The following is a 22271-nucleotide window of genomic DNA, read 5'->3' on the forward strand; positions in this document are numbered from 1 at the left end:
ATCCGGCCGGAAGACCGGTAAAAACTGGCGGGCAGCGTAGGCGGCTTACCCGGAAGTGACCTCCACCTCGATGTTGACCTCGTTGAAGCTGCCCCCGGGGTTGATGGACCGTTCATCGGGGCCTGGCAGGCCGGTGGCGTCGCTGATCGCCGCGTTGATCGTGGCAAGAGGCACCTGGCCGTCCTCATCCAGCACGACGGCGCCATCAGAACCGATCACCACCACTTGGGGGATTCGGCCGTTCCAGTAGGTGGCCGGATCATCTGGCCCCTCAGCGGGACGCCCCTGGAGGGAATCAATCCCAAGCGGCATCAGGTCGACGCTCCGCATCCAGAGCCGTTGAAGTTCCGAAACCACGGGAGCGAAACGCTTGCAGTCGGCGCTGTCATCCAGGTAGTAAACGAGGACAGCGGTGCGCCCTGCAGCCCGTGACTCCCCGAGGGTGCTGGCTGGAGGGACCAGGGAGCCATTTCCGGCATACAGCGCGTAGATGTTCCCGTCGTAACTGTCGCTATCTCGCGCGGCAGCGACAGGACTCACCATCAGCAACAGAGCCATGCTGAGAGTGATCAGAGCGTGTGCCACCGAGGCCATGACATGGATCAACAGGTGTCCATCCTGACCTGTGGCCCCAGTTGGACGTCAGCCCCGGCCCAAACTCCGTCCCATCCCCTGGGCGATGCCACGTCCGATCAGACCGATCGCCCTGCCGATCACCTGAGTTAGAAGAACAACTAGCAAATCTCCAAGACGACGCACCAGCGTCTGAACCTGCGGAGCAAGAGCGTCCCGGGTTTCAACCAGCAGAGCAACCTGTCGCTGCCACCAGCCCAGCTGATTGAGTTCCTGATCACGCGGCTCGGTCAGCAGGAGTGGTGCAATTCGGCCATGTTGCAACTGGAACAACGTGCGCTGGCTTTCATACAGCTGAATCGGACGCTCCACCCAGTCAGACCAACGGATCTGGGAATTCAATTGGTTCCGCAACCTGTCGAGTTCACGGGTGGAAAGCAAAGAATCACGCAACAGATATCGGCGCAGTTCCGGCCATTCACCACAGGCATCAAGCAGTTCGGCTCCGATCAGTTCCGCGGTTCGCACCAGCCAGTTGCTCACGAGAGTCTCCAACTGCAGAAGCGCCCGCGGATCATCTGCTGGCAGCAGCTGACCTTCAACCAGCACCGGCTGATCCTTGAGCAGCGGCATCAGCATCCGCGCAGGATCTGGCAGATCCTGATCAGAACCACTGAGGTCAGATCGGGTCAGCAGCTGAGCGACCACGGGCCTCAAGGTGCCGTTCTGCGGCAGTTGCACATAGGTTCCGGCCATGGTGCTGAGCGCTTGCCGCCTCAGGTCTTCCTGCAGGCTGTCCCATCGCTGTGGCAAAGCATTGGCGACATCCTGTCCGCGCAACTGTTGAAGCACCTGATCAAGTTGCTGAAGCAGGGCGAACAGAAGATCACGGCGCCGTTCAGGGTGAAGACCTTCAATCGCAAGCAGACGTCCTGTTGCGTTGCCAAGACCAACTCCAACGGAACGATCCAGACGGTCGCGAATCGCATCCCAGACCGCCATCCCTTGCCGGTCTCGCAGCGTGATTGAAACGGTTTCATCCCTCCCAGCATCGACGGCGTCCGACGACAGAGGTTGGGCATGGTCGACAGCCAACTGGATCGGTCCCCACAACCAAAGCAACAGTGCCCTGGCCGAGCGCAGCTCACGCCGTCGCCCTTCGAGCATCCATCGCCAGAGGTGCTCGGCTGGTGGATCCGCCAACAGAGCATCAATGACCTGAAGATCGTTGCTGATTTGCTGCAACCCACTCATCAGCAACCAATGACCAACCCCCATCGCCTGATCAGAAAACGGCTGGCGGACGCCACCATCGGGGGCGCCAGGCTGCAAACGGATCACCCGCCCACCCGCCAACAAGGTGGCGATGACCTCCTGCAACGTGTTGACATCACAATTCTGGAGAAGGCCTGCCGCAGGAAGAGCCAGCAGGGCGTCTTTGCTTGCTGATAGGTCTGCGGGCAGCAGAAGCAGGAGGGGTGCTGGCTGCCAACGTTCCTGCAAGATGAACGCCTCATGTCGAACTGCCGCCAGACTTGAGACTGCGTCGATGGACCAGATCACTAATTTTGGATGCCCCACCAACGCCTCCGGGCGCAGGATCACATCGAGATCACTGTTCTTGCTTGTGAGCTGAAGAGCCAGGGACTCGCCGAGGAGCTTGGGGGCTAGCAGCAGAATCCGCACAGGAGAGGAGGCTGCCAAAGCACTGCGCTAGAGGATGTTTGTCAAGGTAACGAGATTGCGCTCAAACCTCCAGTGGACGACGTCCGTTCAATTGCAGGGTGTAGGACTCAATGCGATATCCGGTGCAACGCTCGATCTGTTTTAAGAGGTCCTCTGGGAGCACCACATCAATGTCTTCAATTGAACCGGTGTCGAGGCAGGTGAGATGGCTATGCGGATCGCTGCGATATCCATAGAGCCGACCACTGGCTCGATCAAGACATTCGATCACCCCTGCTGATTGGAGAGCTTCGAGATTTTGATAGACGGATGTGTGGCCAATACTGCGACCACGAGCGTTGAGTTTCTCGAAAATGTCACGGGCACTGAGATGGCTTTTTTCGGACCAGAGCAGATCAAGAACCATGCGTCGTTGGCGACTCAAACGCATTCCCAATGTTCGGCAGCGCTCGAAGGCGTTCTGTACCCCGTCAATGACGGGATAGGAATCAACGTTGGTTCCTGGTGTCGATACCACAGAACACATTTGTGTTAATGCATCTTAAAGGCAATGACCTGCGCCGAGCTAAGCCATGTCGGTGAAGCCCAGAACAGGGTCTTGAATTCTGCCTTCACCGATCGCATTGATCGCCTCAGCCAGATCAACACGACCGTCATACAAAGCACGCCCGACAATCACGGCTTCCACACCAAGTGGTTCGAGCGGGAGCAGAGCAAGCAGATCCGCCATGCAACCAATTCCTCCCGAAGCAACCACAGGAACTCTGCTGGCTTCTGCCATCGCACGCAGAGCTTCAAGGTTGGGGCCGGCGAGGGTTCCGTCCGTTGCGATGTCTGTGGTGATGATGGCAGCAATCGGTGAATCACTGAACTGTCGAGCGAGATCGGTGGCCAGTACATCGCTCTGCTCGATCCAGCCCCGTGTGGCAACACGACCATCCTTCGCATCAATACCCACCACAATCCTCCCGGGGTACTTGAGGGCTAGCTCGTTCACGAGCTCCGGCTTTTCGATGGCAACGGTGCCGAGAATGACGCGGTCCAATCCACAGCTGATCAAGTCCTCCGCCCTTTGAAGAGAGCGCACACCGCCGCCGAGCTGAACCGGGATGTCCAGCGCTGCTGCGATTGACCGCACGGCACTGTCATTCACAGGTTCACCGCGTTTGGCACCATCGAGATCCACCAGGTGGAGGCGGGTGGCTCCCTGCTGCTGCCAACTCAAGGCCTGAGCAACAGGGTCGTCACTGAACCGCGTCACTTGGTCATAGTCCCCTTGATGCAAACGAACACAAGCGCCATCAAGCAAGTCGATGGCGGGAATGATCTCCATAACGCGGCAGCAGGGTGCTCGCTGGCCATCCTGCAGCGGCGGTGCAGCCCCTCGATCCGGGCAGAGCTTCTCGCCGGCCCATAGGACTTTTGAACGACATCTAAAGAGCGTGACGCAGATCCCACACACCCTTGATTCATGCCATGACTGAAACGAACAACCAACCAAGCAAAGAAGGGATCGAAGAAGACATTCCTCAACGAGACAACCTCATCAATGTCGATCCACACCACAAACTTCACCAGAACAGCCATGCACTGACGGAAGAACGACATGGGCACTCCACTGAATGAACGCATCAAAAAGTCGATTTACAATTCTGATGGCACCACAGACCCAAGGCATTTAATCTTCTGAATGGAGAGCGGCGATACAATCATTTAATCCAAAAATAACGATGTACTGATCATTGTTATTTTTGGATTAGGTGAAAAACAGATTAACGCAAACAACCGCAGAAGCCATGAGGATCAACACCCCATTCGTTACTGCAGCTATCTGTGTGGAGCGACCGAAGCCATAACTGAAGCACCGCGTCGAAGGGAGACCCCCAAGAGATTCAGCTCCCCAAGCCAGAAGCAATCCAATCACATCAACGATGTTGTGGACAGCATCACAAATAAGAGCAATTGATCCATAGGAAATACCAATAACAACCTGCAAACCACTCAAACCTGCATTCAAAAGAATGAATCACTTAAAATCTTGATAGGGGTGATGATGCGAATCAACTGAACTCAAGAGACGATCAAAATGAACCCAATATGCTCATTCATCCACTGCGTGATCACGAGCGGCCAGACCCTAATATTAAATCATGCTTACCAGCCTGGACGCAGCAGCCCACTCCAGTAACTCATCTTTTCTGGGCAAGGATCAAAACCATGAAACCCAAAAGCCCGAACAGCTATTAACGAACGAATCGACAAAATCCATGCACTCATCTTATTTATGCCTCCCAAGAGAAAGTCTAGCGGCCAAAAATCTCAATTCAGAATAATTAAAAAAGCATATTGACTTACTATTACAAAATACTCCTTGCCATAACCTATCACATTTTTGGCTGATCTCGATAATCTCGACCTTTACAGACCCAGGGCAACTCGCAATTTATATCATCCGAAATCAGATTCTCTGGGCCAGAAGAAGTCGACATAGAGACACACCGAAAAGAATCGAATCCTGACCGGACTGGACAATCCCTATCCCCCATCAATCAGGGCAAGTTGTCAGCATTTCTAACAAGCATGATCTCTTGCATAACAAGACCACCATTATTTGTTGCGACACTAAGCGCGGCAACAGCTGGAAACAACGTAACCGCAAATGACGAAGCAATTGCAATAAAACCTTTCATGAAGAACCTCAAAGGAGTAGGGGCAAGTCGAAACAAATGATCCCGACATCACCAAGATTGCGTCGCCATCTGAGAATTCAACTGTGAATATCTGGTGCAACGACTCAAGCTTCTCGGTGAAAATCAGGTGATAGATCGATCCCCTAGATTCATGGGTTGAAATCAGCTGTCAACACGTTGTTGGCAGCGACGCAGAGCTGTATTCATGCGCATTCTCGTAATGGGAGGCACCCGCTTCGTGGGCAAGCCATTGGTGGCGAGGCTTCAGGCTCAGGGGCACGACCTTTGCCTATTGACCCGTGGCCGGAATCCCGTGCCGGATGCGGTCGAACACCTCAGCGGTGATCGCAGCAGCGACGAGGGATTGGCCGTCTTGAAGGGGCGTCAGTTCGATGTCATTGTTGATAGTTCAGGTCGAAAGCTGGAAGACAGCAAGCGGGTTCTGGCGATCACCGGTGCCCCCAGCCACAGATTCGTGTATGTGAGTTCGGCGGGGGTTTACGCCAACTCTGAACAGTGGCCTTTGGATGAGGACTGCGCGACTGACCCCAACAGCCGCCACGCCGGCAAAGCGGAAACAGAGGCTTGGCTGAGGCAGGAGGGGATTCCCTTCACCAGCTTCCGGCCGACTTACATCTATGGCCCTGGTAACTACAACCCAATCGAACGCTGGTTCTTCGATCGAATCATCAACGATCGACCTGTGCCGTTACCAGGCGATGGAAGCACGATCACCCAGTTGGGTCATGTCGAGGATCTTGCCGAAGCGATGGCACGCTGCATTGATGTGGAAGCATCAACCAACCGGATCTACAACTGCTCAGGCAGACAGGGCATCACCTTTCAAGGTCTGATCCAAGCAGCGGCTGTGGCCTGCGGCAGGGATCCAGTGTCCATCGAGATGCGCAGCTTCGATCCCTCCCGCCTGGACCCCAAAGCGCGAAAAGCTTTTCCATTGCGTCTCAACCATTTCCTCACCGACATCACACGGGTGCAGCGGGAACTCGCCTGGCGGCCACGCTTTGATCTCAATGCCGGCCTTGCCGACAGCTATCGCAATGATTACGCCAAAGCACCAACACAATCTCTGGATTTCAGCTCGGACGCTGCGCTGATCGGGGACTGAGATAGGAGACAGCCGACCAAAGCGCCAGCACCAACGAGGGCCAGAACAACCACCAGCCAATGACCACGAACCAGGGCTGCCCCGTCCATGGCTGTGGCCAGAGCAGCAGCAGTAACGACAGAAACTGCAGGATTGTTTTGGCTTTACCGCCAAGAGAGGCCGGAGCACCATCGCCGGCCTGCGCACGCCAACCAGAAATCAACAGTTCGCGTGCCAGCAACACCCAGACAGCCCAGAGGGGTAACGCGGCGGTGGAGGCCAACCAAAGCAGTGGCGCTGCAATCAGCACTTTGTCGGTCAATGGATCCAGGCGAGCCCCCCAAGTGCTGCCGCCACCGGCCCGGCGGGCCAACCAACCATCTGCGGCATCGCTAAGACCGGCGAGCAGAAGCAGCCACCAGGCCACTACAGACCAGCCGGCCTGCAAGGCCAGAATCAGCGGCAGGCCTGCCAAAGCCCTGGCCACAGTGAGGCCGTTGGCAAAGGTTCTCAGGGGAACAGGCAACAGCGCAGTAATCACGGCATCCCAATTCAACAGCCGCAACGACAGAAGCTGCATGGTCTTGGCAGAACAAGCGACGTGTCAGCAGGCGCTGCGAGATTTCCACCGTGGTATTGCGCTCCTGGGTGTTGCACACCCGGCGGACTGATGGAGCTCATCAGTGAACGGAATGGACGTGATAACGACCACAACTGCAGGAATCGATAGCGGACTGAAGAGCGATCAGTTCAGTTCATTCCGTGATCTCCATCACAATTTTTCAAAATGAAATACCGATAGACATTCGTTCCAGCGTCACTAGCGTTGCATTAGAGGAAGGATGCTAGATGTCAGAGATGCCACCACGTCGCCAGGAGCAATGGAACCATCATTTCCATGAGTTAATTCAGATCGAAACATGGGATTGGTGGAAAGCGATGATTTTTCATCTCCGAGAAAATGGCGAATATGCAGAAGCAGAAGCTTTATTTTACGAATTTAAAATCTGTGACTAATTATTCGGCTAATTTTTGTCAAACAAGCTCCGAGCGCATTTCAACTTTTGGCACTGTTCTATCCCTTAGCACTCATAGTGGAACTGCGTAAGGGTCGACCACAACGCAGAATGCCTTCAGATGCACAAGGTTCATGGTTCTGCAGCTGTCGGTGGCCGATGTGATGACCCACCCGGTCCTCAGCGTCACGGCTGACACAAGCCTGCAGGATGCTGTTCAATTGATTAGTGATCACCACATCAGCGGCTTGCCAGTGGTGAATCAGAGTGGGGCACTGATCGGGGAACTGACCGAGCAGGACCTGATGGTGCGAGAGAGCGGAGTTGATGCCGGCCCTTACGTGATGCTGCTCGACAGCGTCATCTACCTAAGGAATCCTCTCAACTGGGACAAACAGGTGCATCAGGTCCTCGGGACAACAGTGGCTGACCTGATGAAAAAGGATGTTCACAGCTGTGATGGAACTCTCCCCTTACCCAAGGCCGCATTACAACTCCACGACAGAAATACTCAACGACTCTTCGTACTTGATGAGAGCCGGAAGCCGATCGGTGTTCTGACCAGGGGTGATGTCGTACGCGCCCTTGCCTCGCATCAAGAGGAATGATCAGCTGCTTTTTCGAATCGCAATTGCAATGGGTTTGATCATCCGAAATTCGACGTAATCACCAACCGAAAGAGTGGTCATTGGATCACCAAAGATGCTTTGGCGAACATCAAGGTTGTGAACACCGCCGAACGGACCTCGCAGGCTGATTTCATTGTCTGATTCAGATAACTTCACCACCTCAGCTGTACCAGTGGCCATCACCACCTTGGCCCCTTCGCGTACAGGCCCAAAGTCTTCCGAGAGGATCATGTCGTCCCGTTCAAATCGGAGACGCTTGACAGGACTTGGTCGTAAATCCACCACCAGACCATCGAGCAGGTCGACACTCACTTCATCACCAACGGTGAAACCTGCCGCAGAGAGATCAACTCCGCTGCTGATCAGCATTGTGTGTCCATAGGGGGTTTTGATTTCAAGCACCTGATCGGATGGCATCAACCTGGTGATGGATCCAACCAATTGGGTGATTTCAAATGCCTCGAGGAGCTCCGCCTTAAGGGAGGCACCGGTATTGATGCTTCGAGCAAGCATCGGCTGAGGATCGGTGGTCCCACGCACGCCATCAGCAACGGTGATCGGCTTGACATCAACAGCAACGGGCTGAATCAACCGGAAATTAATTAGATCACCAGCCTTGAGTTGCGGGAAAAGATCATCCGTCGTGTCGACAAGAACATCGAGGTTATGGATTCCACCAAGGGGACCCAGCAGGCTGATGCTCCTGTCTTTGCGAGACAACTTCATAACCCGAGCCGTACCAGAAGCAAGAGCAACACGCATCCCTTGTTTCAAAGGACCCATGTCCTTCGGAATGATGATGTCTTCGCGGTTGAAACTCAGCTTGGAGTCCTGACTTCGCTGGAGGTCCACGACCAGGCCGTCGAGCAACGACACGTCAACGCCCTGTCCGGGCGTAATTGCCAGCGGAGTGAGGTCCACACCAACGGTGATGATTTCTCGATGGCCCTCAGGGTCAATAATCTCAAGAACTTTTTGATCCGGAAGCACTATGGTGACAGTGCCTCGGATATGACTGAGCTCAAAACCCTCCAGCTGCTCAGGAGAAAAACCTGCGCGAGCCTCGATCGGGCAAGTAAGGGCAGACAACACAGCTGCACCACAAGCCAAAAGACTGAGGCGAATTCCGGAGAGGCACGACATCGATCGAGAACATCCGTTTCTGTGGAATGACGCTAGCTGGTTTCAAATAGGTCAAAATGCCCCCGGTGCCTGTTTCGGAAGTCCATGCCTGTCCGTCCGATCTTGCTGGCCTGCCTTGCAGGGGCCGCTGCCTTCGGAGCCATCGCAGATCTGCCTGCTCAGGCGGAGCCGACCATCGAGATCAGTCTTAAAAAGCGTTATCTGACCCTGCTTGACAACGGCAAGGTGATTGCGAAATATCCGGTCGCCATCGGCGCACCCGAGTCTCCAACTCCAGCGGGCTCCTATTCGATTACAAAAATGGACCCGGCACCGACTTATCACAAAGGAGCGAAGGTGATCGCGCCAGGTCCAAAAAACCCCGTCGGTGTTCGATATATGGCTTACGTCCAGATCGGTACTGGTGAATATGCCATTCATGGAACAGCGTGGCCGAACTGGGTCAAGCTGCGATCAGCCGTGAGCTTGGGATGCATTCGCATGTTGAACAACGATGTGATTCAGGTGTTCAATCGCGTCGAGGTCGGTACACCTGTCCTGGTGACCAACAACTGAATTCCGTTTGTGCTAAGAACTATGTTGCGTCTTTTCATTATCCTTGGCTGCTCAGCTGCTCTACCTCTGGCAGCGATAGCCAACCCAACAGTTGAAACGAAGGAAAATGACTTCCTTGACCTTGTGGATGGAGAAGGGAATGTCCTGATTCAAGGCCGAGGTGTAAAAGATGTGAATGCGAAAGCACGTGCGCAAGGATTGCAACTACCAGCACTTGGATACTGGTCTCCTGAGGGGCATTGCTTTACTCAACCAGCCCCAGGGGATTGCAATGGAGTGTTCAAAAAGTAGCCCGACATCCAGAGACTGATTTCGGTAAGAAATGGATGTAGCAGGCCGATTGAAAGACGTCTCCAACAACGATGTTGAAAACCACATCACACTTTGTACCCATCGATACAAAGATGTTCGGTGTGATACATAACAATTCCTTTGCCGCAAGGTGGGGACCTTGTGGAATGTTGTTGGGGGAGCGTGCTGTAGAGCACGCTCTTTTTTTTGGCCGCGCCCCTACCAATCAGCCTTGGCTGGAAGCCATCAAAAAACTCGACGAGACAATGTCGCGACAGGAACGGTCTGACGGAATCAAAAAACGCATGCTTCAGACATGCAACAGCAAACTCAGAAACATCCAACCCAACCTGCAATCCCTCCTTAACGGTTGGTTGTACTAAAAGCGCATCTTGCGATGCTGAGGTACGATCCAACAAATTCAGCCCTATAACCTCAACTGATTCGCCATCAATTAACCTCTAATTAATAATTTCAAAGACCGCCCCGCAAAGTCATTCAAAATAGATTCAACGGTTTTCATATGTTTAACCAGTATGCAATCACCTCTTACCCTCTCGATTTTCATCAGAATCCAAACAACGAAAGTTGGTCCAACGCCGTCAGCCAGGCCATGATCATCGGAATGATCGACTACCCGATCGATCACTGCTCTCAACGTGCGAAGCAAATCTTCAGAGATTTCAGTTCATTTTTTCCCTGAACAACCTCAATCAATGGACATCGACGAGTTGCTGTTTGAGTCCGGAGAAGGCAATGCTCTTGAAGGCCATTGATTGGCCGGAGGAAGCGGTGGCAGTTCAGGAGGCGGAGGTGCTCCGATCAGCTCCCCACCGTCGGAACCGGAGGCATTGCTCTCCGCCTCGACAGAGGCTTCATCAGAAGGATCGGGCAACGCCGGGATGGGGGAATCGAGTGCCGTGGGGGCATCGGCATCATCCTGAAACAATTCAGGCGGTGGTAGGTCTGGCGGAAGAGGCGACGGAGCCAGGCTCTCCTCAGGTGCACCAAGACGCTCATCAGGATCTGGGCGACCGCCTCGATCAATCGCCTCAGGCCGTTCACGCAGCACAAGAGGATCGGCCGTGATCGGTGGTTCTCGCAGCGGCGAACGCTCCTGATCCTGAAGCGTGCGATCTGGATCCGTTGGCGTGGAGGTCGGAGCGGGTGTTGGCGCCCAGATCATCCGAGCCAGAGGCTCAACCCCCTGTTCCATGACACGGTTCAGTCCGGCTAGTGCACGATCCGCCAGGTGGTTACTAAACACCTGAAAACATTTGATCGGCCCATCACAGTCCTGCTCAGGAGCCATCTTTGGAGTGAGACCAGCAACCAAATCTCCCCGCAAAGGGCTCATTCTTGAGCTCATCCGAAGCATGTAGGGCACATGCACAAAACTGGTAGCTCCGCCGCTGATCCAGTTGGCGTCCTCCTCAGTGAAACCCTTGACCCCGGGAATAATGAAGCGGCTTTTGGATGCATGATCCGGCATGTAGGCCGCGAGGTAGTTGCGACGCCGAGCGAGATCTTTGCTCTGCTCAAGGGTGAGTCCATCACGACTCATCAACACTTCCAGCCGTCCATCATCCCGGAGACCCATCACCATCCGAATGCGCGGCAGGTAGTAGCGAATGCGCTGCCCCATGCTTTTGCTGTAGGCACCCTTGTAGGACTCGGGAGGCTCCTCAAGGTCGTTGTAGAGGCTGTGCAGTCCACCGATGAATGTGTCGTAGGTGCGACTTCGCTCATCCGTCAGCTCCCCATAGCCGAAGTCCACGCCACCGTCGTGCCGGATCCCCACGTAAGCCCGCTGGCGCGAGGCCGTGCGGTTGCGCCCTTTCCAGACTCTCCGACCGAATTTGAGATCACCCAGGGGAACGGTGATCTCCTGACCTCCAATGTCCACATGGCGCTCGTACATCGGGCCTGAGACGTAGGCCAGAGCCGCCATATCTTCAAAGGCATCCTGTTCGCGATCCCAGCCTTCCAAGAGGTCAAACCGCACCTTGCGTGGATCCATCTCCAAGGCGAACACCTCATCATCTGGGATGTAGCGGAAGGGTTTCTGCTGGTCAGGACGTGCGCGGGGCAGATCACTGGTGACGCTGTCGCTTGGCGTGTCGTCGCGACGTTCGGGTGTGCCGGGGGCCAACGCCACCAAACCGGCAAACACCAGCACAGGAGTGAGCACGACCAACCAACGCTTGCGCAACCAACGGCTCTTGAAACCGCTGGTTTCAGACGCTTTGGAGGAAGGCCGCTTCACGCCGACCGTCGTCCTTGGGTTTTTGAGTTGGGTTTTAACCAAGGAACGATGGCGTCATCCGCCACCAGCCATTGGCAGTAAAGGTCGCCGCATTCATGGCCTCCCGTCAACTCTCCGAAGGCAGGAATCACCAGACGGGGTCCATTTGGATCAAAAGCAAAGCAGGGAAGACGCAGAGAATCACTCCCACCACTGATTCGAGTCACAGGGTGGAGGTGTCCACAAACATTCAGCTGGTTTTGATCCGGTGGCCTCTCTGGCTCATGGCTCAGCCAAAGGCGTCCCAAAGCTTGAGCTGGCTGTTGGGGTAGCCCCTCCAACCAGCTCTGACGGTCATGGTTTCCGCCGATCCAGGCCAGCTCAGCACCAATGAGAGCAGGGAGGGCAGCCATCACATCCCTCAGCCTCGACGTGAGGCCTGAACGGGAGTGAATCAGGTCACCGAGAATAATGAGACGCGACGGTTTCCATCGATGGCATAGATCCAACAGCGGATTGAGGGTGCCGCAATCGGCATCGCTTGGCAGAGGCACGCCAGCGGCCTGAAATGCTTCGGCCTTACCGAGATGAAGATCCGCCACGAGAAGCTCACGGCCTGCAGGACGCCAGAGAGCGCGCTGGGGCAAAAAAACAAGTTCCTCGCTCTCCCATCTCCAGACCAGCTCAGCCATCAAAGGATCATTGTCAAAATTCAAGATGGGGGCTGAACGATTTGAAGCGGCCGATTCATCACCCGTTGGTTTGTTCGATCTGTATTTTGACTCCTGTAAGGCCTCTAATCCAGATGCGCTTCAGAGGCCACTGCGACCACACGTTTCCTTCGCCGGTGTTCCGATGACCATGGCCCTCCTGATTGCACTGGCCGGCTCCATTGCGGCCATGGCCCTCATCGTGCGTCGTATGGAACAAAAGTGAGCGCAGCGTGAGACAAGGGTTCAGAGGATCAGCTCAAGCCAAGAGATGTTCTGAACAAAACGAGCAATCAACAAGCGATGCAGGTCACAGAATCTGTGGCAACCTTGATTGAGAAGGTTGCAAACCCTTGATTCGACACATCAAGGCCTGGCGGATCACCATCCAGATTACAGTCGCAACTCTGCTTCTCCTAGGCAATTTCGCAACAGCTACGGAGCAAAAACGTCTCAAGGTTGGCGTGGCGGGTTCAGCTCCATTTGTGATCAACAATGGGGATGAGCTTCATGGCATCAGCATCGAGATATGGGAGTCTGTAGCAAGTGACAACAACCTCCAATACGACTATTACCCCCATCGTTCAGTCGACATCGACAAAGCGATAGATTCCGTCGACAAAGGCGAGATCGATCTTTTAATCGGGCCAATAAGTATCACATCTAAACGACTCAAAATACAAGGAGTAAATTTCACTCAGCCGTACTTTTTTGCAAAAGCAGGGGTCTTATTACACAAGGATCCTCCAACATTATTCGACAGGGTCAAGGTGTTTTTCGGTAAGGCTGTGTTGTCTTCCGTTGTTGTATTGATTTCGGTCATATTTACTGTTGGAACGCTGATTTGGTTAGCGGAACGCCGCAGGAATGAAGACAATTTTCCGCGGGAATGGGCATCAGGGATCGCAAATGGCGCCTGGTTTGCGCTGGTCACCCTCACGACCGTCGGATATGGAGACAAAGCGCCGATCACACGAACCGGCCGCTTGATTACCTCCACTTGGATGGTGATCTCCTTGATCGCAGTTTCATCGTTAACAGCCGGCCTGGCTTCAGCATTGACGCTGTTTCTCTCAGGAGCGTCAGAAAACCCCATTCACCATCCTGAAGATTTGAAGCAACGGCGCGTCGCGGTGGTTAAAGGCAGCAGTGGCTCCGAGATCGCCGAGGACGCCGATGTGATCCTTGTCGTGGCGGAGACCCTGGATGATGCGGTGCAACTGGTCCTGAACAATGACGCTGCCGCTTTTATTTTTGATCGACCGGCACTCCGCTACTACCTCAAGAACCATCCTGATCTGCCTTTGAAAATTGCACCTTTCACGCTGGCGGAGGAAACCTATGGATTCGCCTTCAAAACCGGGAGTCACCTCAATACGCCAATGGATGTCTCCATCCTTGAACTACAGAGATCCGGCGCCGTCGAAACCCTCACGACTTCTCTGCTGACGAAAGATCAACCGACGGACTGATGACGGCATGACGTCTTAGACCGTCTTCAATCAAGTAAGAAGCGAGATTGCCACAGCTGCGGCCTTCGGCGAGGGCATGACGCTTCAAATCATCCATCACTCCCCGCGGCAACGTCACATTGATCCGCTCCGAACTGGCCGCCTCGGCAACCTCACCAGTGGATGGAACCACAACAACTGACTCCATCCGCTGCTGCAACTCACGCACGAGTGCCTGAAGAATTGACACGATAAAGACTAGGACGCGTAACGATGAGTACACGTTAACGTGCTTAGGGAGCTATGGGTTGGGCTTAAGGCTGCAGGTGCGTATCCTGGCTTCGCTTTTTGATCCCCTGCCATGCGCTCACTGCCTCTGAAGCTCGCTCCAGGCAGTGATGTGCGTCTCAGCCTTGAGCAACTGGCTGCTGAACAAAACCTTTCGGGCTTTATTCTCGGTGTCGTGGGCAATCTCTCCCGCGCATCCTTCCAATGCCCAGGTCAGGCCCAGCCTTCGGTGCTTGAAGGCGACCTGGAAGTCATCACTCTCAATGGCACCTTTTCTCCGGAGGGTGTTCATCTCCATCTCAGCCTGTCTGATGGAGCCTGCCAAGTCTGGGGAGGGCACCTGGAACCTGGAACCCTCGTCCAAAAAGGAGTTGACCTACTGTTGGGCCTCCCCGAACCAGCGGCCTCGGCCATGGAGTCAGCACAGGCTCGGGAGCGGGTTGAGATTGCGGTTCTTCCAGGATGTCCCTGGTGTGAGCGAGCCCTCCGGCTGCTGCGCACGCTGAACCTGCACCATTGTGTCGACACAATTCAAAGCGACGCCGATTTTCAGCGCTGGCAATCCCGCACAGGAATGCGGACGTTTCCCCAGATTTTTGTGGATGGCCAGCTGATCGGTGGGTATGACGACCTCACTTCCCTGCATGCGACTGGTGCGCTCGAATCCCTCCGCTGAGAAGCCGCCGTTCTGGTCCTTAAAACCTTGGTGGTGTCAACCGTGGTCCATCCTTCTGACAGGCTCGGGGGCGATCCTGACTTCGTGGTTCTGGCCCCATCGACTCTGGGTCACATTGCCGATCGCACTGGTCATCTTGACCTGGTGGGCGCTGTTTCTCATCCTGGTGCCAACGGCCTATCGGAACGGAACCCTGGAATTTCCTGAGTGACCAACGCACCACGGCTTCAACGTCTGGATCAAGAGTTGTTCGAACTGACCGCAAAGAGAGCGATCAGGAGCCCAAGACGACGACAGAACTACAACTTCCATCAACCCGAGGATGCGGTCCAACGCTTCCTCAACGTTCTGCAGCCTGGAACCTACGTTCGTCCCCACCGCCACCAGCGTGATCGTCCAGGGGCAGGTTTTGAGTGTTTCCTTGTGCTGCAGGGTTCCATCGGTCTGCTGCTGTTTGATGCATCAGGACAAATGATTCAGCACGAACGACTGAGTGCATCAGGGCCACTCCATGGCATCGAAGTTGCTGAGAACCAGCTGCATTCCCTCGTTGCACTAGAGCCCGACAGCGTGATCTTTGAATTGAAACAAGGTCCCTATATCCCCAGCAGTGACAAAGACTTTCTGGCTGGATACCCCATGGAAGGCACCACAGAGTCCGTCATTCAGGAGCGAAAATGGCGTGATCTCTTTATTCAATCAGATCACCGCTGAACGAATTGCTTCTCGAAAACGCTGCTTCTCTTCCAATAATTCTCCTTCAAGTTGTTCAATCAAACGACTCACCAGAGTCTGAAACTCCGGCTGACATCCCCGGAAAGCGGCTTTATGACGGATCGGTTCATTGCGCATACGCAGATCCGTCAGCATCAGCTGGAGAGCATCAATCCGAGCGTTTGTGTTCATAGCCACATCCGTAACTTCACGAGCGTATGTCGGCGTCAACCACGATCAGAACATCCGACGATGCCCGAATAGAGCGCCGTTCAATGATGAATGCTGAAGACCCCTTGAAGTGGGCCTTCCAAATCTTGCCAGGAACGTTCAGCCAGCCCGATCTTCACAGTCGGAAACCCCCGCCACTTGCCACTTCCCCTAAAGGCCCAACTCCTTGAGAAGAGAATTCTGCGCTTCACGACCGAGGATTGCGTGGGCCGCCATGGCACCGCTGGCGGCCACTGGTGGGATACCAATCCCAGGGAATGCACTGGCTCCGCACAACCAAAGACCAGTCAAGGGAGTCGTCACCCCCGGGAACAATCCCTTTGCCGCAGATAGAGCCGGTCCGTAACTGCCGTTATGCGCATTGAGGAATCGACGATGACTCAGTGGTGATCCCTCCATGACGACAGTGGTTCGATCGCGAATATCAGGGATGCGCTGTTCAAGCACATTCCAGAACACTTCGCAGCGTTGCCGCTTGAAGGCGACGTAGGAGTCCGATCCACGAACCAAATCCCCCCAGGGCTCCCAAGGCTCATTCGCCGGGGAGTAGCCATGCAGAACGTGATGCCCTTCAGGAGCCATCGTGGGATCCAAAACCGACGGAATGGAGAACACCAGAGCATTGCGCTCTGCATCGATTCCCCTCTCCCAATCACCAACCCAAACCGTGTGGATCGGCAGATCCTCAAGTCCAGAGGCATCAAAACCAAGATGCAAATGCAGGAAAGAACGGCAGGCAGGCGTGGCGGCCCGCTGATGCCGCCACTGCAGTGCAGCACCCTCAGGCAAAAGATCCAGGGTGCTCCAAATATCCGCATTGCTGACCACTGCATCGGCGTGGATCTCTTCGCCGTTTGAAAGAGCAACACCAACGGTCCGATCGCCATCCAACAACAAACCGGTGACACGGGCATTGCAGCGAAGGTGTCCTCCATGGCGCTGCAAACCCTGAACAAGAGCATCAGCCACAGCCGCACTACCGCCGACCGGGTAATCCAGAGCCGCCTCGGGTTGAAACCACTCACCAAACAAGGTGGCCATCGCTGCGGCGTTGGTGTCCGCCATCGGCATACCACTGATCAAAAAGCAAAGAAGATCGACCCAATGGCAAAGGAAAGGATCTTTCAGATGGCGCTGGACCAAAGGACCAAAAGCTCCCGAGAGATGGCGCATCGAAGCGAGATGAGGCAACAGCTGTCCCCCCCTGCTCCACATCTGGGGAATCACTTCAGCTCCTGGCCTGAGCGAAAGGAGAGGTAAGGCCGCAGCTGCGGCAGCGATCGGTTGAAGAATCGATCCAAAATTGCGCCATTCCTCAACTGCCTTCGCCCCACGCAACTGGCCCACGATCGTTTCGAAATCATGGGCGCCCACGCCAACACGGATGGCTCCTTCGGGCAGGAGTACGTCCCAATTTCGGTAGGAGACCACGGGCAGAGGCTGATCAAGCGCACACAAGACCTGCTTCAGGGGATTGCTGCTGGGCCAGGCCCCGAGGCCACTCCAAAGCGATGGGCCCGATTCGAAGTGATATCCATCGCGCTTGAAGCCATGGGCAGCGCCACCCGGCTGTGCATGTGCCTCAAGCACCAGGACGTCACGACTGGACCTTGCGCAGAGTGCACCACAACACAAACCACCGATTCCACTTCCAATCACAACCACGTCGACCTTGCTCTTCAACTGCCGACGCCCACATTCGTCATCATTGTGGTCTCTGCCGGAGAGCGTTGCGCAGACGTTTCCTGATCCCTCTGGGCCTGCTGGCCATCGCCTGGGTTCAAGAACTGCTGGATCAGGTCTTCTTCGCTGGGCAGTGGAATCTGCCGATGGGACAAACCCAGCCGCTGTGGGGAGTGCTTACGGCACCGTTCAGCCATTCAGGATTGGCGCATCTCATTTCCAACAGCGTCGTATTCCTGCCGCTCAGTTGGTTGGTCCTGACCCGAGGGACTCGTGATTACCTGGCCGTTTGGATCGCGGTCATTGTCCTTGAGGTACCTGTTGCCCTGGCCTGGCCTGCAGTCAGCCATGGATTGTCCGGTGTTGTATACGGATTGTTGGGTTATCTCCTACTGATCGGCTGGCTGGAGAAGCAGATTCTCTCGATTCTGTTGAGTCTGGTGGCGTTCTGGCTGTATGGCTCCGCCTTATTCGCGTTGATTCCCGGAGTGTCGCCTGCAGGAGTGAGCTGGATCGGTCATGCAAGCGGTTTCGCAGCAGGAATGCTCGCGGCTTGGGGAGTCCATCGGGAGTCGTCGACAAATGACGTCAGCAATGGATGAGGCCTGCCGATGCGCCACAGCGATCGGTACGAGGCAAACACAAGCTTCGATCTCTGCACCAAAGGATTGAATTGACCTACGAATTTTCTCAACAACATTCAGAAAAAAGTTCAGCCTCCAAGCGTCCCATCAATGAATCCACCAGCCCTTGCGAAGCAAAGCATTGAACTGACATTTGGGATCGAGGAACAACTAACTCCTGGAATTGGTTACATACACATTCGGAGACCATATTCACAAAAAACCTTCACATCGCGAAGGCATCTAAAACCGAATGACCATTAAAATACTTTCGCGCAAGCGCATTTCAAACATGTCCAAGGCTAATCACCTAGATCCTGCCGCTCGACAAACCAAAAAATGCGCGTGATTATCTTGATCCTGGCACGACCAATGTCACGGCCTGTTTTGATTCCATCAAGCATTGATGGAATCAAAAGATTAAGAACACGACCTGTTTCCAACTCAACATTGAAAGCAGGCATGGTCACCTGATCTCCACACTGATCGATGAAAAAGCCAGTATTTGATCTATAAATCAAAGGATTTTTTGATCAACCCTTACACCCCTTGGCGACCCGTCCCTGCCCATACTGCGGGAGCACCGCTTTCCGAGCTGACCGGTCCTTGGGGGGTCGGCTGGTTTGTCAAGGCTGCGGCCAACCTCTGGGCGCCCCTCGAAGCGGGCGCATCAACAGCAATCGAACAGCTCGGAACCGCCGCGGAGCTTGGCGCTGGATAGCTCTGATGGTGACGATCATCGTTGTGGTTGTGATGATCGCCTCCATCTGAAGTCAAAGCATCCACAACCAACTCAGGCCTTCAGCATCACTACCACTTCACGGGTGTTGGATGACAAGGCCGGAACATCCAGCAACTGAATGGCCTCCTGCATCACAAGCTGCCTTTCCAGCGCGTAACTTCGCCAGCGACTGAACACTTTCACCATGCGTGATGCGGTGACCGGATTGCGCTGATCCACATCAACAATCTGCTCTGCGATGAACGTGTAACCACTGCCATCGATGGCATGGAACAACGGCACGTTGGCCATGAAACCTCCGAGCACAGCGCGCAATGCGTTGGGTGCCAGTGGATCGAACCGCGGATGCTCCAGTAGGTCTTTGACCCTTTTGAGTCCATCACTTCTTGGCGTGGATGCCTCAAGCCCAAACCAGGCATCGAGGATGACAGGTTTGTCCTTCCAGCGGTCGTAGAACACACGCAAGGCCTCTTCCCGCTCAGGACCTGCATGACGCTGCAAGGCTCTCAATGCAGCTCGCGCAAGCGTCATCGAAGGACCGGATACAGCATTAAGCGCTTCCGCTGGAGTCTGCGCATCACCGGCTGCCAGCAACCAACTCCAAGCGACCCCAGTGAGAGAGCGCGCACCCTGCCCCTTTGGCCAGGGCTGAGACCACTGCGAGCGACACTGCTCGAGAAGGTCATGCAGTTCAGACTTCAGCTCACAACCGAGCACCGATCGCCAACTTTGCATTGCGTCAAACAACGCCAGAGGATCCACCGGTTCTTGGCAGGCCTCAAGTTCCGCCATCCCGGGGAGGGACAACAACACCGCCAGTTCGGATCCTTGCTGGACATCCATGTCAACGAGGCTCTGGCGCAACGCATGGATCAGAGCCGATTCCACCGTTGCGTCTGGTTCTGCAGCCGCACGTGCCAGCAGGACCTGCCTTGACAATCTCTGACCAGCCTCCCAGCGACTAAACGGATCATCGTCAGCAGCGAGAAGTTGCAGGGTTTCCTCCAGGGTCATGTCCATCTGAAGAGTCACGGGAGCCGAAAAACGGCGGAGGATTGAAAGAGCTGGAGGCTGGGGCCCTGGAACTGCTCCGATTTCAATGACTTGCTCTTCCTGATCGAACACAAGCAGCCGCTCCTCTCCTTGGCGACCTGTGCTTCCGATTAGCGCCATGGCGATTGGAAGCACGAGAGGTTGTTTGACAGGTTGTTCCGGGGTGGGAGGGGTTTGTTGTCGGAGGTGAAGTGTTAACCGACCACTCCTCGCTTCCCAGGAGCGTTCAACCGTGAGCTGGGGTGTTCCGGCCTGGTGATACCAACGCTTGAATTGTTCAAGATCAAAGCCAAGCGTCTCCCCATTGGCACAAGCGCCGTCCGCAATCGCCTGCACAAAATCCTCGGTCGTCGCCGCCGTTCCATCAAATCGACTGACGTATGTCGCCATTCCCCTCATAAAACGCTTTGAGCCAAGAAGGGTGTGAAGCATGCGGATCAGCTCAGCCCCCTTCTCATAAATTGTGGTCGTATAAAAGTTATCAATCGCCTGATATTCACTCGGCTTCACTGGATGAGCGGTAGGGCCAGCATCCTCTCGAAACTGAGTATTACGCAACATTGCTACGTCATCAATTCGCTTCACTGCAGCCGAGTGAAGATCAGCAGTGAAGTTCTGATCACGAAAAACGGTTAATCCTTCTTTCAAAGACAACTGGAACCAATCACGACACGTGATGCGATTCCCGCTCCAATTATGAAAATATTCGTGAGCAATAACGCTTTCAATCCTCTCCAGCTCGCCGTCGGTCGCCGTCTCTGCATCAGCAAGAACAAGTTTGGAGTTAAAAATATTCAAACTTTTATTTTCCATAGCACCCATATTGAAATGTCTCACTGCAACGATGTTGTATTCATCAAGGTCGTACTCAAGGTTGTAGGTGCATTCATCCCACTGCATCGAGCGCTTCAGAGATTCCATTGCGTGGGCGGTGAAAGGCTCATCCCCTGCTTCCACATGCAATCGCAATGCAACTGTTCGACCTGAGGTTGTCGTGAAGCTGTCACGGATTTCCCGTAAATCTCCTGCGACCAAAGCAAACAAATAAGAGGGCTTTGGGAAGGGATCTTCCCAAAGAACCGCATGGCGATCTGAACCGAGCTCCAATGACTGCACAGCATTGCCATTGCTCAAAAGCACCGGATAACGATGGCGGTCAGCCTCGATCCGCACCCGCCATCGACTCAGGACATCGGGACGGTCTGGATGGAAGGTGATCCGGCGGAATCCTTCAGCTTCACACTGGGTTGTGAGCATGCCTCCGCTGGTATATAAACCTTCCAATGAGGTGTTGTTGAACGGATCAATCGAACAGCGCGTCGTCAGAACAAACGGGCGATCGGGCAGCCCCGTCACAGTGAGCCGATCACCCTCCTGAATCCAGGTCGAAGGATCGAGGGGTTCCCCATCGACGGCCAGGCCATCCAGCGTCAGCTCAACACCCCGAAGAATTAGCGGGACGTTCGTGCTCAGGGGCTCAAGGCTGAGGTCGCTCGTCACAACGACCTGATCACTCCGGAGATCAACATCCAGAGCAATCTCCGGAAGAGCGAAGGGCCAGGGTTTGTAGTCCGCCAAGCGGATCGGATCGACGGCGACCATGCCCCTTCAAGTCATCAGATTGGGCAATCCTGGCCGATGAATCACCAGGGCAGTGGCCCGCGGCCTGATCCAGCACTGCATCCCACCTGGGAACCAAGCAAGGCTCCGAGAGGCACTGCCCAGCTGCGGCCGTCATCTCGGGACGCCACATAGCCCAAACCACCCCCAAGAATTCCTCCGATCAGCCGGCCGCGATTGCAATCACGCTGCTGCTGCTGGGCGTCCTGCCAGGGATCGGGGTAGGCGGTGTTGCTGTAGGGGGCGGGGGCTCGATAGGGATCACCCTGCACAGGCACAGCTCCGAACTCCTGCCCATAGGCATGGCCACCAGCAGTGGGACGAAGCGAGTCGTAGCGGGCAGCCCCACCATCAGACCAATGCTGGGCCCGCGCCGGCAGCACCGAACCAGCCACACCACAACCAACGGCAACAAGAGCCATGCATGAGATCAATCTGATCATCGAAAACGAATCCAGTCAATGAAGGACGCGAATGGCCCTGTGCCCATCAAGCAAAGCGATAAAAATACAAAGAACTGCAACCCAAAAGCTGCGGTCTACTTCAG

30 protein-coding genes are annotated in these 22271 nt (G+C 54.9%); 12 read left to right on the plus strand and 18 right to left on the minus strand.

Features of this window, described 5'->3' with window-relative positions:
* Window positions 1-45 precede the first annotated feature (45 nt).
* From SIB64_RS13985 to SIB64_RS14005, 5 genes are read right to left on the minus strand one after another with little or no spacing between them, the layout of a single operon-like run.
* Window positions 46-594, minus strand: a complete 549-nt coding sequence (locus SIB64_RS13985) for a thylakoid membrane photosystem I accumulation factor (protein ID WP_413440803.1) — start codon at window positions 592-594, stop codon at window positions 46-48.
* 48 nt (window positions 595-642) lie between these two features.
* Window positions 643-2277 (minus strand): DUF3685 domain-containing protein, encoded by a 1635-nt coding sequence (locus SIB64_RS13990; RefSeq protein WP_413440804.1) that lies wholly within the window; start codon window positions 2275-2277, stop codon window positions 643-645.
* A 43-nt stretch (window positions 2278-2320) separates the two neighbouring features.
* Entirely contained in the window at window positions 2321-2785 is a 465-nt protein-coding gene (locus SIB64_RS13995; protein ID WP_413440805.1) for a Fur family transcriptional regulator, read from the minus strand.
* A 39-nt stretch (window positions 2786-2824) separates the two neighbouring features.
* Window positions 2825-3592: a 1-(5-phosphoribosyl)-5-[(5-phosphoribosylamino)methylideneamino]imidazole-4-carboxamide isomerase gene (gene hisA, locus SIB64_RS14000; RefSeq protein WP_413440806.1), complete on the minus strand. Its 768-nt coding sequence runs from the start codon at window positions 3590-3592 to the stop codon at window positions 2825-2827.
* Window positions 3561-3692: a hypothetical protein gene (locus SIB64_RS14005; RefSeq protein WP_413440807.1), complete on the minus strand. Its 132-nt coding sequence runs from the start codon at window positions 3690-3692 to the stop codon at window positions 3561-3563. The genes hisA and SIB64_RS14005 overlap by 32 nt, the downstream gene beginning before the upstream one ends.
* A gap of 43 nt (window positions 3693-3735) precedes the next feature.
* Between SIB64_RS14005 and SIB64_RS14010 the strand changes: the two genes are divergently transcribed.
* Window positions 3736-3885, plus strand: a complete 150-nt coding sequence (locus tag SIB64_RS14010; RefSeq protein WP_413440808.1) for a hypothetical protein — start codon at window positions 3736-3738, stop codon at window positions 3883-3885.
* Window positions 3886-4015: 130 nt separating this feature from the next.
* Here the strand turns inward: SIB64_RS14010 and SIB64_RS14015 are convergent, their stop codons facing one another.
* On the minus strand, window positions 4016-4276 hold the full coding sequence (locus SIB64_RS14015) for a cation transporter (protein ID WP_413440809.1): 261 nt from the start codon (window positions 4274-4276) through the stop codon (window positions 4016-4018).
* Between the two features lie 532 nt (window positions 4277-4808).
* Window positions 4809-4949 (minus strand): hypothetical protein, encoded by a 141-nt coding sequence (locus SIB64_RS14020; RefSeq protein WP_413440810.1) that lies wholly within the window; start codon window positions 4947-4949, stop codon window positions 4809-4811.
* 205 nt (window positions 4950-5154) lie between these two features.
* On the opposite strand from SIB64_RS14020, the gene SIB64_RS14025 reads away from it, so the two are divergent.
* Window positions 5155-6075 carry an NAD-dependent epimerase/dehydratase family protein gene (locus SIB64_RS14025; protein ID WP_413440811.1) on the plus strand — a complete coding sequence of 307 codons (921 nt, stop codon included), beginning with the start codon at window positions 5155-5157 and terminating at the stop codon, window positions 6073-6075.
* Here the strand turns inward: SIB64_RS14025 and SIB64_RS14030 are convergent.
* A complete protein-coding gene (locus tag SIB64_RS14030) occupies window positions 6044-6634 on the minus strand; it encodes a CDP-alcohol phosphatidyltransferase family protein (protein WP_413440812.1) in 591 nt (196 codons plus the stop codon). The genes SIB64_RS14025 and SIB64_RS14030 overlap by 32 nt on opposite strands.
* A gap of 269 nt (window positions 6635-6903) precedes the next feature.
* On the opposite strand from SIB64_RS14030, the gene SIB64_RS14035 reads away from it, so the two are divergent.
* Both SIB64_RS14035 and SIB64_RS14040 read left to right on the plus strand, forming a co-directional pair.
* Window positions 6904-7071, plus strand: coding sequence for a hypothetical protein (locus SIB64_RS14035; RefSeq protein ID WP_413440813.1), 168 nt, complete (start codon window positions 6904-6906; stop codon window positions 7069-7071).
* A 133-nt stretch (window positions 7072-7204) separates the two neighbouring features.
* A complete protein-coding gene (locus SIB64_RS14040; RefSeq protein WP_413440814.1) occupies window positions 7205-7678 on the plus strand; it encodes a CBS domain-containing protein in 474 nt (157 codons plus the stop codon).
* Here SIB64_RS14040 and SIB64_RS14045 read toward each other — a convergent pair whose 3' ends face one another.
* The gene (locus SIB64_RS14045) at window positions 7679-8842 is read right to left on the minus strand and encodes a hypothetical protein (protein WP_413440815.1); all 1164 of its coding nucleotides are present in this window, start codon (window positions 8840-8842) and stop codon (window positions 7679-7681) included. It abuts the gene before it with no gap.
* 84 nt (window positions 8843-8926) lie between these two features.
* Here SIB64_RS14045 and SIB64_RS14050 point away from each other — a divergent pair, with 84 nt between their 5' ends.
* Entirely contained in the window at window positions 8927-9397 is a 471-nt protein-coding gene (locus SIB64_RS14050; protein WP_413440816.1) for a L,D-transpeptidase, read from the plus strand.
* 377 nt (window positions 9398-9774) lie between these two features.
* Here SIB64_RS14050 and SIB64_RS14055 read toward each other — a convergent pair whose 3' ends face one another.
* The 3 genes from SIB64_RS14055 to pdeM form a co-directional block, all read right to left on the minus strand.
* Window positions 9775-10104 carry a hypothetical protein gene (locus SIB64_RS14055; RefSeq protein WP_413440817.1) on the minus strand — a complete coding sequence of 110 codons (330 nt, stop codon included), beginning with the start codon at window positions 10102-10104 and terminating at the stop codon, window positions 9775-9777.
* A gap of 293 nt (window positions 10105-10397) precedes the next feature.
* Window positions 10398-11954 (minus strand): hypothetical protein, encoded by a 1557-nt coding sequence (locus tag SIB64_RS14060; protein WP_413443035.1) that lies wholly within the window; start codon window positions 11952-11954, stop codon window positions 10398-10400.
* On the minus strand, window positions 11951-12625 hold the full coding sequence (gene pdeM / locus SIB64_RS14065; RefSeq protein WP_413443036.1) for a ligase-associated DNA damage response endonuclease PdeM: 675 nt from the start codon (window positions 12623-12625) through the stop codon (window positions 11951-11953). Before pdeM ends, SIB64_RS14060 begins: the two co-directional genes overlap by 4 nt.
* Window positions 12626-12650: 25 nt before the next feature.
* Here pdeM and SIB64_RS14070 point away from each other — a divergent pair, with 25 nt between their 5' ends.
* Window positions 12651-12869, plus strand: a complete 219-nt coding sequence (locus tag SIB64_RS14070) for a hypothetical protein (RefSeq protein ID WP_413440818.1) — start codon at window positions 12651-12653, stop codon at window positions 12867-12869.
* 127 nt (window positions 12870-12996) lie between these two features.
* Window positions 12997-14115 (plus strand): transporter substrate-binding domain-containing protein, encoded by a 1119-nt coding sequence (locus SIB64_RS14075; protein WP_413440819.1) that lies wholly within the window; start codon window positions 12997-12999, stop codon window positions 14113-14115.
* Here the strand turns inward: SIB64_RS14075 and SIB64_RS14080 are convergent.
* Entirely contained in the window at window positions 14075-14344 is a 270-nt protein-coding gene (locus tag SIB64_RS14080) for a ribbon-helix-helix domain-containing protein (protein ID WP_413440820.1), read from the minus strand. The two genes, SIB64_RS14075 and SIB64_RS14080, sit on opposite strands and share 41 nt — an antisense overlap.
* Window positions 14345-14455: 111 nt before the next feature.
* Between SIB64_RS14080 and SIB64_RS14085 the strand changes: the two genes are divergently transcribed.
* Genes SIB64_RS14085 through SIB64_RS14095 form a run of 3 tightly spaced genes read left to right on the plus strand, consistent with a single transcriptional unit; the run spans window position 14456 to window position 15772 of the window.
* Window positions 14456-15058, plus strand: coding sequence for a PCC domain-containing protein (locus SIB64_RS14085; RefSeq protein ID WP_413440821.1), 603 nt, complete (start codon window positions 14456-14458; stop codon window positions 15056-15058).
* A complete protein-coding gene (locus SIB64_RS14090) occupies window positions 15036-15269 on the plus strand; it encodes a DUF6737 family protein (RefSeq protein WP_413440822.1) in 234 nt (77 codons plus the stop codon). The genes SIB64_RS14085 and SIB64_RS14090 overlap by 23 nt, the downstream gene beginning before the upstream one ends.
* Window positions 15266-15772, plus strand: a complete 507-nt coding sequence (locus tag SIB64_RS14095) for a WbuC family cupin fold metalloprotein (RefSeq protein ID WP_413440823.1) — start codon at window positions 15266-15268, stop codon at window positions 15770-15772. Before SIB64_RS14090 ends, SIB64_RS14095 begins: the two co-directional genes overlap by 4 nt.
* Here SIB64_RS14095 and SIB64_RS14100 read toward each other — a convergent pair.
* Together SIB64_RS14100 and SIB64_RS14105 are read right to left on the minus strand one after the other, a co-directional pair.
* Window positions 15758-15964 (minus strand): hypothetical protein, encoded by a 207-nt coding sequence (locus SIB64_RS14100; protein WP_413440824.1) that lies wholly within the window; start codon window positions 15962-15964, stop codon window positions 15758-15760. The genes SIB64_RS14095 and SIB64_RS14100 overlap by 15 nt on opposite strands.
* 189 nt (window positions 15965-16153) lie before the next feature.
* Complete coding sequence (locus SIB64_RS14105; protein WP_413440825.1) at window positions 16154-17686, minus strand: phytoene desaturase family protein; 1533 nt, start codon at window positions 17684-17686, stop codon at window positions 16154-16156.
* A gap of 47 nt (window positions 17687-17733) precedes the next feature.
* Between SIB64_RS14105 and SIB64_RS14110 the strand changes: the two genes are divergently transcribed.
* On the plus strand, window positions 17734-18288 hold the full coding sequence (locus SIB64_RS14110) for a rhomboid family intramembrane serine protease (RefSeq protein WP_413440826.1): 555 nt from the start codon (window positions 17734-17736) through the stop codon (window positions 18286-18288).
* A 323-nt stretch (window positions 18289-18611) separates the two neighbouring features.
* Here SIB64_RS14110 and SIB64_RS14115 read toward each other — a convergent pair whose 3' ends face one another.
* Window positions 18612-18773 carry a hypothetical protein gene (locus SIB64_RS14115; protein WP_413440827.1) on the minus strand — a complete coding sequence of 54 codons (162 nt, stop codon included), beginning with the start codon at window positions 18771-18773 and terminating at the stop codon, window positions 18612-18614.
* A gap of 65 nt (window positions 18774-18838) precedes the next feature.
* Here SIB64_RS14115 and SIB64_RS14120 point away from each other — a divergent pair, with 65 nt between their 5' ends.
* Window positions 18839-19030 carry a hypothetical protein gene (locus tag SIB64_RS14120; RefSeq protein WP_413440828.1) on the plus strand — a complete coding sequence of 64 codons (192 nt, stop codon included), beginning with the start codon at window positions 18839-18841 and terminating at the stop codon, window positions 19028-19030.
* Window positions 19031-19102: 72 nt separating this feature from the next.
* On the opposite strand, the gene pepN is transcribed toward SIB64_RS14120, so the two are convergent.
* Entirely contained in the window at window positions 19103-21706 is a 2604-nt protein-coding gene (pepN, locus tag SIB64_RS14125; RefSeq protein WP_413440829.1) for an aminopeptidase N, read from the minus strand.
* 41 nt (window positions 21707-21747) lie between these two features.
* The gene (locus SIB64_RS14130; protein ID WP_413440830.1) at window positions 21748-22146 is read right to left on the minus strand and encodes a hypothetical protein; all 399 of its coding nucleotides are present in this window, start codon (window positions 22144-22146) and stop codon (window positions 21748-21750) included.
* Window positions 22147-22271: the final 125 nt, after the last annotated feature.

It is taken from the genome of Synechococcus sp. MIT S1220, assembly GCF_047303025.1.
GTDB lineage: Bacteria > Cyanobacteriota > Cyanobacteriia > PCC-6307 > Cyanobiaceae > Parasynechococcus.